The sequence below is a fragment of the Pseudomonas putida genome, from assembly GCF_025905425.1.
In the GTDB taxonomy this organism is placed as follows: Bacteria; Pseudomonadota; Gammaproteobacteria; order Pseudomonadales; family Pseudomonadaceae; genus Aquipseudomonas; species Aquipseudomonas putida_AF.
Map to the genome: position 1 here is coordinate 789,531 of NZ_CP109603.1, position 13,383 is coordinate 802,913.

Here is a 13,383-nt window from a genome sequence, read left to right on the forward strand (position 1 = left end):
CAAGAGTGTCTACGGGTAATTTGGATTTCGAACAGTTCCGGGTCTTCCTGGAGAAAGCCTGTGGCATCCTGCTGGGCGAGAATAAGCAGTACCTGGTCTCCAGCCGTCTCAACAAGCTGATGGAGCAACAGGGCATCAAGAGTCTGGGTGAGCTGGTGCAGCGCATCCAGACCCAGCCGCGCAGCGGCTTGCGCGAACAGGTGGTCGACGCGATGACGACCAACGAGACTCTGTGGTTCCGCGATACCTACCCCTTCGAGGTGCTGAAGAACAAGGTCATCCCCGAGTTCATCAAGAATAACCCGGGCCAGCGCCTGCGCATGTGGTCGGCGGCCTGCTCATCGGGGCAGGAGCCTTACTCCATCTCGATGGCCATCGACGAGTTCGAGCGCAGCAACCTGGGCCAGTTGAAGATGGGGGCGCAGATCGTCGCCACCGACCTGTCCGGGACCATGCTGACCAACTGCAAGACCGGCGAATACGACAGCCTGGCGATTGCCCGCGGCTTGTCCCAAGAACGCCTGCAGCGTTACTTCGACCCCAAGGGGCCGGGGCGTTGGGCGGTCAAGCCGGCCATTCGCAGCCGCGTCGAGTTCCGCTCGTTCAACCTGCTCGACAGCTACGCCAGCCTGGGCAAGTTCGACATCGTGTTCTGCCGCAACGTGCTGATCTATTTTTCGGCCCAGGTGAAGAAGGACATCCTGCTGCGCATCCACAGCACGCTCAAGCCTGGGGGTTACCTGTTCCTTGGGGCTTCGGAGGCGTTGAATGGGTTGCCGGACCATTACCAGATGGTGCAGTGCAGCCCGGGGATTATCTACCAGGCCAAGTAAGGCCAGGTGGGTATGCCTTGAGGGTTGTGGTGCCTGTGAGATCGAGCGCCGCCCGCGCGGCGCATCGCGACGCAAGGCCGCTCCCACATTTGTCTCGGGCCAGTGAGGCCTGTGAGATTTGCGCGCGACCGCTTTGTTTGTCCGACTTGATATTTCGCCATGCTCCAAGGGGCCGCGCGCCCATGTCCCAGGACTAATTGGCCCGAAACAAATGTGGGAGCGGCCTTGCGTCGCGATGCGCCGCGCGGGCGGCGCTCGATCTCACAAGCGCCAAATCGCTATCGTCAAACCCTGACGTCAATATTTTGTTTTGCCGCTTTTGCCGCCCGGCAATTGCCGCTTTTCCCTCCCCAGGCGGAAGCACTTTGCCGCTTTTCTGGCATCAAGCCTGCCAGTTCATCCCTCGCAACCCCGTGTTTCCGGCCTTTCCGGTGGTTGGCACAGCCCTTGCTATACCTTGCTCAACGACACTCCGGTCAACCTTTGAAGGTTTCCCCGACATGAGCATCAGCTTCGACAAGGCGCTTGGCATTCACGAAAAGGCTCTGGGCTTCCGCGCCCAGCGCGCTGAAGTGCTGGCCAACAACATCGCCAACGCCGATACGCCCAACTACAAGGCGCGTGACATGGACTTCTCCTCGGTGCTCGCTGCCGAGAGTGAAAAACAGCAAAGCGGCCGCTTCGCCCTGGACCGTACCAACAGCCGGCACATCGAGGCCGACGGCCTGGCCATCGCCGACGACACGCTCAAATACCGCACCCCGATGCAGCCATCGATCGACCAGAACACCGTCGACGCTCATCTAGAGCAATCGAACTACACCGAAAACGCCATCGGATTCCAGGCAAGCTTCACCTTGCTCAACAGTAAATTCAAAGGGCTGGTTTCGGCCCTGCGCGGAGAGTAATCATGTCCCTTTCCAGTGTCTTCAACATTGCCGGTAGCGGCATGAGCGCGCAGAACACCCGCCTCAACACTGTGGCCTCGAACATCGCCAACGCCGAGACCGTGTCGTCGAGCATCGACCAGACCTACCGCGCCCGTCACCCGGTGTTCGCCACCACCTTCCAGAATGCGCAGGGCGGTACCAGCCAGTCGCTGTTCGAGGATCAGGGCGAAGCCGGGCAGGGTGTGCAGGTCAAAGGCATCGTCGAGGACCAGAGCAACCTGGAGGCGCGCTACGAGCCAAACCACCCGGCGGCGAACAAGGACGGCTACGTCTACTACCCAAACGTCAACGTGGTCGAGGAGATGGCTGACATGATCTCTGCCAGCCGTGCGTTCCAGACCAACGCCGAGCTGATGAATACGGCCAAGGCCATGATGCAGAAGGTCCTGACCCTGGGTCAGTGATAAGGAATTCAGACCATGGCAATCGATACTACTGGCGTTAATCTCAAAGACGTACTCGCAGCGTCGGGTGTCGGTACTGCTGCCAAGAAGGCTGCGGACACGGCATCCAAAACTGGCAACGACTCGCTTGGCAAGGACGCGTTCCTGCAATTGCTGGTCACCCAGATGCAGCACCAGAACCCGCTAGACCCGCAGGACAACGGCGAGTTCGTTGCTCAGTTGGCGCAGTTCAGCAGCCTGGAAGGGATTACATCGCTGAATGACTCGGTCAGCGCGATCACCAGTTCCCTGGGCTCGTCCCAGGCCCTGCAGGCCTCTTCGCTTGTCGGGCGCTCGGTGGTGGTACAGAACAACAAGGCGGTGGTCGACACCACTGAAAGCTTCAACGCGCAGTTCGTTGTGCCGCAGGCGATCAGCGAAGCGAAGATCACCATCAAGGACAAGGACGGTAACACCGTCAAGACCATTGAATTGGGTGAGCAGAAAGCCGGTTATGCGGACTTCATCTGGGATGGCACCAATGCCAGCGGCGAAAAAGTCGACCCAGGTACCTACACCTTTACCGCCAGTACCACCGTGGATGGCAAGTCGGTGCAGATGAGCACGTTGCTCCCGGCAAAGGTCACCAGCGTCAGCTTCAGCGCCGCTGGCGAGATGGTGTTGAACCTTGCTGGTGTGGGCAAGGTTTCCCTGTCTGACGTACAAACCATCGGTATCTAAGGCCGGTCAATACGGCAAATGGAGTGTCCTTATGTCTTTCAATATCGGCCTTAGTGGTCTGTACGCAGCGAACAAGCAGCTTGATGTCACCGGCAACAATATTGCAAACGTCAATACCACCGGGTTCAAATCGTCTCGTGCCGAATTTGCAGACGTCTATGCAGGTTCCAACCGCCTGGGCGTAGGCAAGAACCAGATCGGTAACGGCGTGCGCTTGGCTGCTGTTTCCCAGCGGTTTGCCCAGGGCGATGTCAACACCACCGGGAATGCGCTGGACATGGGCATTCAAGGGCAGGGGTTCTTTGTGCTGTCTGACAATGGCTCGCATGTCTACACCCGAGCGGGCGCCTTCCAGCCCAGTAAAGACAACTTTGTGATTACCTCGGATGGCCTGCGGCTGCAGGGTTATGCGGCCGACGCGAGCGGCAAGATCCAGAAGAGTGGGCTGACTGACCTGAAGATTGATACCTCGGCATTGCAGCCCAAGGCGACTTCGCTGATTGATCAGGGCATCAACCTGAACTCGTCGGCAAAATCGATTCCATTCCAGGTCTATGACAACACCACGCCGCCGACCATGGGTGCGTTCAACCCGGCGGATGCAAGTACCTATCAGCGTTCGACGTCCAGCACTGTGCAAGACAGTGACGGTGTCGACCACACCGTGGAGCAGTACTACCGAAAGACCGGTACCAATGAGTGGACCATGTACACCTTGGTCGATGGGCGCAATCCGTTCGATCCGACCAGCACAACCCCGGTGGCGGGTGTCATCGACTACAACAGCGATGGGTCCATCAGTGGCATGCTTGCTGACAGCAATGGCGTGCCGAGCGGGGCGTCGTTCACCGTAAGCAACGGTAACTTCAACATGACCGGCTGGGTGCCTGCCATGCAGGATGCCAATGGTGACTGGGCCGCCAGCGGTGCTACCGGTGCTGCTCAAACGCTGGGCGTCACTTCGCCAGCCTTGGTTGCGAACAAACCGTTCGATCCGGCCGACGAAGCCACTTATAACCGTTCATTCCCAACCAAGGTGTATGACAGCCAAGGCAACGAGCACACCCTGGAGCAGTTCTATCGCAAAACTGGCACCAACGAGTGGACCATGTACACCCTGGTCGATGGGCGTAACCCGTTCGATCCAAGCAGCACCCAGCCGCTGGTGGGCACCATCAATTTCAATAGCGATGGCTCGGTCAACTCAATGACGGCGGACAACACCGGCCTGCCTGTCGGTACGTCGTTCACTGTTGCCAACAATACCTTCAGCATGGTGGGTTGGGTGCCGGCGTCCCAGGGGGCTTCGGGTAACTGGGGTGCCAATGGCGCGGTGGGCAATGCCACTGGCATGAAGCTGTCGATGGCCAGCACGACCTCCTACAACACTGAGACTGCACGTATGTCGCAATCTCAGGATGGCTATGCCACCGGTATTTTGTCGAACTTGAGCATCGATGCGACAGGCGTGCTGTTCGCCAGCTTCAGCAATGGGCAGTCCCGTGCCATTGGCCAGGTGGCGTTGGCCAGTTTCGCTAACGAGCAGGGCCTTCAGCAGATCGGTGGTACTCGTTGGACTGAAACCTACAACTCCGGCATTCCCGGTATCGATGCGCCGAAGACAGGTACCCTGGGTGCTATCGAGTCCAATGCGCTGGAAGGGTCGAACGTCAACCTGACTCAGGAGCTGGTGGAGCTGATCAAGGCACAAAGCAACTACCAGGCGAACGCCAAGACCATTTCGACTGAAAGCACCATCATGCAGACCATCATCCAGATGGCCTGATGGACGCTTTTTGATGGTGTGTAGATAAACCCCTTTCTTGTGAAGGGGTTTGTCGTTTTGTAGGAGGGCTCATGAAAAAGCAGCTTGTCGCTTGGCTGGCAGCGTTCTGCCTCTATCACGCGCAGGCAGGTACCGCGCCGTGGTGGCGCTGGGAGAGCCAAGTGGATGGGCGCTTGGTGTGTTCCCAGTGGTCGCCAGGGGAAGGGTGGAAGCGGTTCGCGGGGCCTTACAACAATGGTGGGTGTCGTGAACGCTAGCGGTCGCTTTGCCGTTATCGGCAATCCGGCGCCGGATAACCGACGTTCAGCGTGTGGGTGGTTCCCGCAAGAGCCCGTATCCACGGGCTTTTTCATGATTTCATGAAGTTGGTTCGGAACTTGCCTTACTGCCTCCATAGCGACGGCGAGCGGCAAACGACCGCCACTGCAGCGGAGGATAACTGTGGACAAGATGCTTTACGTGGCCATGACCGGCGCCAGCCAGAACGCGCTGGCGCAGAAGGCCCATGCCAACAACCTGGCGAACATTTCCACCAACGGCTTTCAGCGCGACCTGGAGCAGGCGCGCTCGATGCCGGTGTTTGGCGACAGCTTTCCGGCGCGCGCCTTCGCCATGACCGAACGCCCGGCCACCGACTTCAGTGAAGGCCCGATGGTCGAGACCGGCCGCGAGCTGGACGTGACCGTGGCCGGCAAGGGTTTTATCGCCGTGCAGGCCCCGGATGGCAGCGAAGCCTATGTGCGCACCGGCAGCCTGAACATCGACGCCTTGGGCGTGCTGCGTGCCGGCAACGGTATGCCGGTGATCGGCAACGGCGGCCCGATTGCCATTCCGCCGGAGCAGAAAGTTGAAGTGGGTGCTGACGGCACTATCAGCATTCGCGCCATGGGTGAAGACCCACGCGTGATGGCCGAGGTCGACCGCATCAAACTGGTCAACCCCGACATCAAAGGCCTGACCAAGGGCCTGGACGGCATGATTCACACCACCAATGGCCAACCGGCAGATGCCGACGTCAACGTTCGCGTGGTGTCGGGCTTTCTGGAAGGCAGCAACGTCAACGCCGTCGAGGAAATGACCTCGGTGCTGGCGTTGTCCCGTCAGTTCGAACTGCACGTCAAGATGATGAACGCGGCCAAGGAAGGCGACGAAGCCATGGCGCGTGTTTTGCAAATCGGCTAATCACATTTGAACGGGTGCCGTAAAACAGGCGCACGAGGAGAACAGCATGCTTCCGGCTCTTTGGGTCGCTAAAACCGGCCTGTCCGCCCAGGACACCAACCTGACGGTCATTTCCAACAACCTGGCCAACGTCTCGACCACCGGTTTCAAGCGTGATCGCGCCGAATTCCAGGACCTGCTCTACCAGATCAAGCGTCAGCCCGGCGCCCAGTCGACCCAGGACAGCGAGCTGCCTTCGGGCCTGCAGGTAGGTACCGGTGTGCGCATTGTCGGCACCCAGAAAAACTTCACTACCGGCAGCCTGCAGACCACCGAGAACCCGCTGGACATGGCGGTCAATGGCCGTGGCTTCTTCCAGATCCTGCAGCCCGATGGCACCGTTTCCTACACCCGCGACGGCACCTTCCACCTGAACTCCGATGGCCAGATCGTCAATGCCGACGGCATGGCGCTGGAACCTGCCATCGTCGTGCCAAATGACGCACAGACCTTCACCGTCGGCCAGGATGGCACGGTGTCGATCACCGTCGCGGGCAACCCGGCGGCGCAGGTAATCGGCAACATTCAGACCGCCGACTTCATCAACCCCGCTGGCCTGCAGGCAATGGGCAACAACCTGTTCCTGGAAACCGCCGCCAGCGGCGCGCCGCAAGTCGGCACCCCAGGCCTGAACGGCTTTGGCACCACCCTGCAGCAGACCTTGGAAAACTCCAACGTCAGCACCGTGGAAGAGCTGGTGAACATGATCACCACTCAGCGTGCCTACGAGATGAACTCCAAAGTCATCTCCACCGCCGACCAGATGCTGTCGTTCGTCACCCAGCAGCTGTAAGCCCCTGAACCTGGCCCCGTAGCCCAGTTACACCGTGAGGTAAGCGTCATGAATCGTCTGTTGTCCGTCTTCGCCCTGGGGGGGGCGGTGTTGTTGGCAGGTTGCGTCGGCCCGACGCCCAAGCCCAACGACCCGTACTATGCGCCGGTGTTGCCGCGCACCCCGTTGCCGGCGGCGGCCAACAACGGTTCGATCTACCAGGCCGGGTTCGAGCAGAACCTGTACAGCGACCGCAAGGCGTTCCGGGTGGGTGACATCATCACCATCACGCTCAACGAACGCACTTCTGCCAGCAAGAACGCAGGCTCGCAGATCCAGAAGAACAGCAAGGCCGACATCGGCCTGAGCTCGCTGTTCGGCAGCACGCCCAACACCAACAACCCATTCGGCGGCGGTGACCTGTCGCTGGAAGCCGGTTACAGCGGCGAGCGCGCCACCAAGGGCGACAGCAAGGCCACCCAGGGCAACACCCTGACCGGTTCGATCACCGTGACCGTGGCCGAAGTGCTGCCCAACGGCATCATCGCCGTGCGCGGCGAGAAGTGGCTGACCTTGAATACCGGCGAAGAGCTGGTGCGCATTGCCGGCATGATCCGCGCTGACGACATCGCCACCGATAACACCGTGCCGTCCACTCGTGTGGCCGATGCGCGCATCACCTATTCCGGGACCGGCTCGTTTGCCGATGCCAGCCAGCCCGGGTGGCTGGACCGCTTCTTCATCAGCCCGCTTTGGCCTTTCTGAGTACGGATGACCATGTTCAACGTGAGGCAGCTGATTGCCGCAACCCTGCTACTGTCCTGCGCCTTCGCGGCCCAGGCCGAGCGCCTGAAGGACATCGCCAGCATCTCTGGCGTGCGTTCCAACCAGTTGATCGGTTACGGCCTGGTGGTGGGGCTCAACGGCACGGGTGACCAGACCACCCAGACGCCGTTCACCCTGCAGACCTTCAACAACATGCTGTCGCAGTTCGGCATCAAGGTGCCGGCGGGTTCTGGCAACGTGCAGCTGAAAAACGTCGCGGCGGTGTCGGTGCATGCCGACCTGCCGGCGTTCGCCAAGCCCGGCCAGGTGGTGGACATTACGGTGTCGTCGATCGGTAACTCCAAGAGCTTGCGCGGTGGCAGCCTGCTGCTGACCCCGCTCAAGGGTATCGACGGCAACGTCTACGCCATCGCCCAGGGCAACCTGGTGGTGGGCGGCTTCGATGCCGAAGGCCGCGATGGCTCGAAGATCACCGTCAACGTTCCGTCGGCCGGGCGTATTCCCGGTGGCGCCAGCGTCGAGCGGGCGGTGCCGAGTGGGTTCAACCAGGGCAACAGCCTGACCCTGAACCTCAATCGCCCAGACTTCACCACCGCCAAGCGGATCGTCGACAAGGTCAACGAACTGCTCGGCCCTGGTGTCGCCCAGGCTGTGGATGGTGGTTCGGTGCGTGTCAGCGCGCCGATGGACCCGAGCCAGCGGGTGGACTACCTGTCGATCCTTGAAAACCTCGAGATCGACCCGGGCCAGGCGGTGGCGAAGGTCATCATCAACTCGCGTACCGGCACCATCGTGATTGGCCAGAACGTCAAGGTTTCGCCTGCTGCGGTGACCCACGGCAGCCTGACCGTGACCATTACCGAAGACCCGATCGTCAGCCAGCCGGGCGCGTTCTCCAATGGCGAGACCGCCGTGGTGCCACGCTCGCGGGTCAACGCCGAGCAGGAAGCCAAGCCGATGTTCAAGTTTGGCCCGGGTACCACGCTGGATGAAATCGTCCGCGCGGTGAACCAGGTCGGTGCGGCGCCCAGCGACCTGATGGCGATCCTCGAAGCCCTGAAACAGGCCGGCGCCTTGCAAGCCGACCTGATCGTGATCTGAGGACGCAGCGGATGAACAGCAAAAGCCTGGTTTCCGGCAGCGTCGACAGCGGCGCCTACACCGACCTCAATCGCCTGAGCTCGCTCAAACACGGCGACCGCGACAGCGAAGGCAACGTGCGCAAGGTGGCGCAGGAGTTCGAGTCGCTGTTTATCAGCGAAATGCTCAAGGCCTCGCGCAAGGCCAGCGATGTGCTGGCCGACGACAACCCGATGAACACCGAGACGGTCAAGCAGTACCGCGACATGTATGACCAGCAGTTGGCCGTGAGCATGTCCCGCGAGGGCGGCGGTATCGGCCTGCAGGACGTACTGGTGCGCCAGTTGACCAAGAGCAAGAGCACGGCCGGCACCAGCAGCCCGTTTGCGCGCGGCGAGGGCAGTGGCCCGGCGCTGTGGGGCAACAAGGTGGCGGAGCCTGTGCGTGCCGCCGAGTCGGGCGCGCCCCGTAACGACGTCGCTGCCCTCAATTCGCGGCGCCTGGCGCTGCCGAGCAAGCTGACCGACCGCTTGCTGGCCGGCATCGTGCCGTCGGCCGCAACCAGCAACAGCGCTGCCGTGCCGCCCCGTGATGGCCAGCAGGCGGCCAAGGCCTTTGCCGTGCCGGACAACGGCCTGCGCATTGTCGGGCGTGCCGTGGCCCAGCCACCGCTGGCGCCGAACAAGGCGTTCTCTGACAGCGACACGTTCGTTGCCACCATGCTGCCGATGGCCGAGCAGGCCGCCAAGCGCATCGGTATCGACCCGCGCTACCTGGTGGCCCAGGCGGCCCTGGAAACCGGCTGGGGCAAGTCGGTCATGCGCAACACCGATGGCAGCAGCAGCCACAACCTGTTTGGCATCAAGGCCAGTGGTAACTGGCAGGGCGAGCAGGCGAGGGCGATCACCAGCGAATTCCGTGATGGCCAGTTCGTCAAGGAAACGGCGGCGTTCCGCTCGTACGATTCCTACCAGGACAGCTTCCACGACCTGGTCAGCTTGCTGCAGAACAATTCGCGCTATCAAGATGCGGTGAGTGTGGCCGATAAACCCGAACAGTTTGTGCGAGAGCTGCAGAAGGCCGGTTACGCCACCGACCCGAACTACGCCAGCAAGATCTCGCAGATCGCAAGACAGATGAAGTCGTACGAGCGCTACGCAATGCTCGGTACCACAACGAAACTTTAAGGGCATGCAACCATGGCGAGTCTGATCAACATTGGTATGTCGGGGCTTGGCGCCGCGCAGTCGGGGATGTACACCCTCGGTAACAACATCGCCAACGCCGATGTCGAAAGCTATTCGCGCCAGCAGAACGTGCAGAAGACCAAAGGCGGCCAACAGGTTGGCCAGGTCTTCATCGGCAGCGGTACCACCTTGGCCGATGTGCGCCGGGTGTACAACGCGTTCCTCGAGAACCAGCTGCGTACCACCACCTCGCTGAGCAGCGAAGCTGGCTCGTATCTGAAGCAGATCACGCCGCTGGATACTGCCCTGTCCAGCAGCGACACCGGCATTACTGCCGCGCTGCAGAGTTTCTTCAGTAGCATGCAGGACGCTGCTGCCAAGCCTACCGAGGATGCCTCGCGACAACTGTTGCTGACCAGTGCTCAGTCCCTGGCCAAGCGCTTCAACACCTTGTCTTCGCAGCTGAACCAGCAGAACAGCAATATCAGCAGCAACATGGCAGCAATAGCCGATCAGGTTAACAACCTGACCAAGACCGTCGCAGATCTGAACGATCAGATTGCCAAGGTGAGCGCGGTCACCGGCCAGCCCAACGACCTGCTTGACCAGCGTGATGGCGCGGTACGCGAACTGAACGCATTGATTGGCACCGATGTGGTGGAGCGTGATGGCAACTACGACATCTACCTGAAGAACGGCCAGGCACTGGTGCTGGGCAAAACCACCCAGACCCTGGGTGTCGAGCCGAGCGCCACCGACCCGACCCGCACGAGCCTGATCCTCAACCGCGGCTCGACCAAGATGGACATCACCAGCAGCGCCACCGGTGGCGAGCTGGGCGGCCTGCTGCGTTACCGCAGGGAAACCCTCGATCCGGCGCTCAATGAACTGGGGCGTGTGGCCCTGGTGGTGGCCGATGCGATCAACAGCCAGTTGGCCCAAGGCATCGACAGGAACGGCGACTTCGGCGCCACCCTGTTCGGTGACATAAACAGCGCCAAAGCCATCAGTGAGCGCAGTGTTGCCAAGTCGGGCAACAGCGCCGGCTCCGGCAACCTCGATGTCACCATCAAGGACACCGGCAAGCTGTCGATCAGCGATTATCAGGTGACCTTCACCAGTGCCACCGGCTACAGCGTGCGCAAACTGCCTGAAGGCACTGACATGGGTAGCTTCGACTTGAGTGACAGCCCGCCACCGGTGATCGATGGCTTCACCTTGTCGCTTAATGGCGGTGGTTTGAGTGCCGGCGACAGCTTCAAGATCACCCCCACCCGCAATGCCGCGGCCAGCATCGAAACCGTGCTGACCGACCCCAAACGGCTGGCGCTGTCGTCGTCGCTGACCGCCACCAGCGGCTCTGGCAACAAGGGCACTGGGGTGATTACCCAGCCGAAGCTGACCTCCGAGCTGGACATCTATGACGCTGCCCAGCGTTCGCAACTGCAGGCCGGGTTGAAGTACTCGACCCCGGTGAAATTGGTGTTCGCTGACGACACCGCCTCGCCGCAGGCTTACAAGCTTTACGACGCCAAGGGTACCGAGATCGGTAGCGGTACCATTGTGCCGGGCCAGGATAACAAGCTGCAGTTGTCGGTGCCGATGGTCGATGGCAATGGCAACTCGTTGGGCAGCAACTTCACCTTCGAGATGAGCGTTTCCGGCGCACCGAAGAATGGCGATAGCTATACCGTGGCCTTGACCGGTGCCGGCTCAGCGGACAACCGCAACGCCCTGTCGGTGATCGACCTGCAGTCCAAATCCACCATTGATGTGGGCGCCAATGGCAAGGGCATCAGCTTCACCGATGCCTATGCCAAGCTGGTATCCGGTGTTGGCGGCAAGGCTGGCCAGGCCCAGATGGACGGCGACGCCACCAGTGCATTGCACGCCTCGGCACTGGACAGCCGCAACGGCCTGTCGGGTGTATCGGTCGACGAAGAGGTCGGTAACTTGGTCAAGTTTCAGCAGTACTACACCGCGTCGTCGCAGATCATAAAGGCGGCCCAGGAAACCTTCGCCACCCTGATCAACAGCCTTTAAGGAGTCGTAGACCGTGAGCGTACGCATTTCTACTTCGCAGTACTACAACACCACCAGTGCAAACTATCAGCGTAATTTCGCCAATTCGCTGAAGACCCAGCAGGAGGCCAGCGATGGCATCCGTGTACGTTCTGCAAAGGATGACCCGGTGGGTGCCGCACGCTTGCTGCAGTTGGAGCAGCAACAAAGCATGCTCAAGCAATACGCCACCAATACTGTCAATGTTCGTAATGCCCTGGGCACTGCGGAAAGCACGTTGAAGTCGATTGGTAACGTCCTGCAGCGGGTCAACGAGTTGGCAGTGAGCTCCGGCAACGGCGCGTTCACCGACTCTGACCGTAAGGCCAATGCCGATGAACTGGCTTCGCTGGAAGACCAACTGTTCAACCTGATGAACAGCAAAGATGAGAGCGGAAAGTACATTTTCTCGGGCTCCAAGGGCGAGACGCCACCCTACCAGCGCAACGCCGATGGCACCTACAGCTACCAAGGCGACCAAGGCAAACTGAACCTGCAGGTGGGGGACATGCTCAGCCTGGCCGCCAACGAGACTGGCTACGATGCCTTCGAGCAGGCACTCAACACCAGCCGCAGCGAGACCAAGCTGACCGCGCCTGCTACGGACGATGGCCGCGTCAGCCTGTCCAACGGCCAGGTATCCGGTAGCGCGACGTTTAACGACCGTTTCCGCGGTGGCGAGCCTTACACGCTCGAGTTTGTCAGCAGCACCGAGTACAAGATCACGGATGCCAAGGGTAATGACGTTACGCTCGAGGCCAGCCAGGGCGGTAAATTCGATCCCAAGGGCGAAAACACTTCAGTCAACTTCCGCGGTGTCGATCTGCGCCTGGCCATCACCTACAAGGATGGCGACAAGGGTAACGAAGATGCCGCCATCGCGGGGCATACGTTCAGCTTGAGTTCCAAGGCCGATGCGGTGTCCGGAACGCGAAGCCCGGGTAATAGTTCTTCTGAGCAGGTCACCGGTGCAACCATCACCGACCCGGACCTCTACAAGGCAGCCTTCCCGTCAGGCGGCGCCGTGCTCAAGTTTACCGGCAGCGATACCTTCGAGCTGTATGCATCGCCTGTCACTGCCGACAGCCGCCCGGTCGCCAAAGGTGCGCTGGGTGGGCCGAACGGTACTACCGCGTCGGCTGCGGGTGTTAGCTTCGAGCTGTCGGGTGCGCCGAGTGCCGACGATTCATTCAAGGTGAAGGTGGACACTCACCAGACCCAGAACGTGCTCGATACCATCAGCAAACTGCGCACCGCGCTGAGCACGCCGATGGACGGTGATCCGACAGCAAAGCAGAACTTCCTGGCCTCGCTGGATTCGGCGATGGGCAACGTCGCTAGCGCCATCAACCAGGTCTCTTCGTCGGTCAGTGCTATCGGCGGTCGCGGCCAGGCGCTGGATGTGCAAGCAGAAACCAACGAGGCGTTGAGTACTGAAAACACCAAGACCCAGAGCTCGATTCGCGAAAGCGATCCGGCCGAGGTGATGCTGCGCCTGAACATGCAGTCCAACATGCTGCAGGCTTCCTTGCAGGCCTATGCAAAAATCGCCGGGCTGTCGTTGGTCAATTACATCTGATCGA

The 13,383-nt window shown here is 60.7% G+C and carries 13 protein-coding genes; all 13 read left to right on the plus strand.

Annotation, left to right across the window (positions count from 1 at the left end):
* Positions 1 to 5 precede the first annotated feature (5 nt).
* The 13 genes from cheR (at position 6) to OGV19_RS03640 (ending at position 13,379) form a co-directional block, all read left to right on the plus strand.
* Positions 6 to 833 (plus strand): protein-glutamate O-methyltransferase CheR, encoded by an 828-nt coding sequence (cheR, locus tag OGV19_RS03580; protein WP_264312161.1) that lies wholly within the window; start codon positions 6 to 8, stop codon positions 831 to 833.
* Positions 834 to 1,333: 500 nt separating this feature from the next.
* Complete coding sequence (gene flgB, locus OGV19_RS03585) at positions 1,334 to 1,741, plus strand: flagellar basal body rod protein FlgB (protein ID WP_264312162.1); 408 nt, start codon at positions 1,334 to 1,336, stop codon at positions 1,739 to 1,741.
* A gap of 2 nt (positions 1,742 to 1,743) precedes the next feature.
* Positions 1,744 to 2,187 carry a flagellar basal body rod protein FlgC gene (gene flgC, locus OGV19_RS03590; RefSeq protein WP_264312163.1) on the plus strand — a complete coding sequence of 148 codons (444 nt, stop codon included), beginning with the start codon at positions 1,744 to 1,746 and terminating at the stop codon, positions 2,185 to 2,187.
* 15 nt (positions 2,188 to 2,202) lie between these two features.
* Entirely contained in the window at positions 2,203 to 2,907 is a 705-nt protein-coding gene (gene flgD, locus OGV19_RS03595) for a flagellar hook assembly protein FlgD (RefSeq protein WP_264312164.1), read from the plus strand.
* Positions 2,908 to 2,938: 31 nt separating this feature from the next.
* Positions 2,939 to 4,693 carry a flagellar hook-basal body complex protein gene (locus tag OGV19_RS03600; protein ID WP_264312165.1) on the plus strand — a complete coding sequence of 585 codons (1,755 nt, stop codon included), beginning with the start codon at positions 2,939 to 2,941 and terminating at the stop codon, positions 4,691 to 4,693.
* A gap of 71 nt (positions 4,694 to 4,764) precedes the next feature.
* Positions 4,765 to 4,950: a hypothetical protein gene (locus OGV19_RS03605; RefSeq protein WP_264312166.1), complete on the plus strand. Its 186-nt coding sequence runs from the start codon at positions 4,765 to 4,767 to the stop codon at positions 4,948 to 4,950.
* A gap of 184 nt (positions 4,951 to 5,134) precedes the next feature.
* Entirely contained in the window at positions 5,135 to 5,875 is a 741-nt protein-coding gene (locus OGV19_RS03610) for a flagellar basal-body rod protein FlgF (RefSeq protein ID WP_264312167.1), read from the plus strand.
* Between the two features lie 46 nt (positions 5,876 to 5,921).
* Entirely contained in the window at positions 5,922 to 6,707 is a 786-nt protein-coding gene (gene flgG / locus OGV19_RS03615) for a flagellar basal-body rod protein FlgG (RefSeq protein ID WP_264312168.1), read from the plus strand.
* 48 nt (positions 6,708 to 6,755) lie between these two features.
* Positions 6,756 to 7,451 carry a flagellar basal body L-ring protein FlgH gene (flgH, locus tag OGV19_RS03620; protein ID WP_264312169.1) on the plus strand — a complete coding sequence of 232 codons (696 nt, stop codon included), beginning with the start codon at positions 6,756 to 6,758 and terminating at the stop codon, positions 7,449 to 7,451.
* 12 nt (positions 7,452 to 7,463) lie between these two features.
* A complete protein-coding gene (locus OGV19_RS03625) occupies positions 7,464 to 8,573 on the plus strand; it encodes a flagellar basal body P-ring protein FlgI (RefSeq protein ID WP_413470110.1) in 1,110 nt (369 codons plus the stop codon).
* An 11-nt stretch (positions 8,574 to 8,584) separates the two neighbouring features.
* On the plus strand, positions 8,585 to 9,739 hold the full coding sequence (gene flgJ, locus OGV19_RS03630) for a flagellar assembly peptidoglycan hydrolase FlgJ (protein ID WP_264312171.1): 1,155 nt from the start codon (positions 8,585 to 8,587) through the stop codon (positions 9,737 to 9,739).
* Positions 9,740 to 9,751: 12 nt separating this feature from the next.
* Entirely contained in the window at positions 9,752 to 11,782 is a 2,031-nt protein-coding gene (gene flgK, locus OGV19_RS03635) for a flagellar hook-associated protein FlgK (protein ID WP_264312172.1), read from the plus strand.
* 13 nt (positions 11,783 to 11,795) lie between these two features.
* Complete coding sequence (locus tag OGV19_RS03640; protein WP_264312173.1) at positions 11,796 to 13,379, plus strand: flagellar hook-associated protein 3; 1,584 nt, start codon at positions 11,796 to 11,798, stop codon at positions 13,377 to 13,379.
* Positions 13,380 to 13,383: the final 4 nt, after the last annotated feature.

What these genes read in the sequence shown, in the direction of transcription:
- OGV19_RS03625 (WP_413470110.1), top strand. Translation starts at nt 7,464, where the DNA reads ATGTTCAACGTGAGGCAGCTGATTGCCGCAACCCTGCTACTGTCCTGC.
- flgK (WP_264312172.1), top strand. Translation starts at nt 9,752, where the DNA reads ATGGCGAGTCTGATCAACATTGGTATGTCGGGGCTTGGCGCCGCGCAG.
- flgJ (WP_264312171.1), top strand. Translation starts at nt 8,585, where the DNA reads ATGAACAGCAAAAGCCTGGTTTCCGGCAGCGTCGACAGCGGCGCCTAC.
- OGV19_RS03605 (WP_264312166.1), top strand. Translation starts at nt 4,765, where the DNA reads ATGAAAAAGCAGCTTGTCGCTTGGCTGGCAGCGTTCTGCCTCTATCAC.
- flgD (WP_264312164.1), top strand. Translation starts at nt 2,203, where the DNA reads ATGGCAATCGATACTACTGGCGTTAATCTCAAAGACGTACTCGCAGCG.
- flgC (WP_264312163.1), top strand. Translation starts at nt 1,744, where the DNA reads ATGTCCCTTTCCAGTGTCTTCAACATTGCCGGTAGCGGCATGAGCGCG.
- flgB (WP_264312162.1), top strand. Translation starts at nt 1,334, where the DNA reads ATGAGCATCAGCTTCGACAAGGCGCTTGGCATTCACGAAAAGGCTCTG.
- flgG (WP_264312168.1), top strand. Translation starts at nt 5,922, where the DNA reads ATGCTTCCGGCTCTTTGGGTCGCTAAAACCGGCCTGTCCGCCCAGGAC.
- OGV19_RS03600 (WP_264312165.1), top strand. Translation starts at nt 2,939, where the DNA reads ATGTCTTTCAATATCGGCCTTAGTGGTCTGTACGCAGCGAACAAGCAG.
- flgH (WP_264312169.1), top strand. Translation starts at nt 6,756, where the DNA reads ATGAATCGTCTGTTGTCCGTCTTCGCCCTGGGGGGGGCGGTGTTGTTG.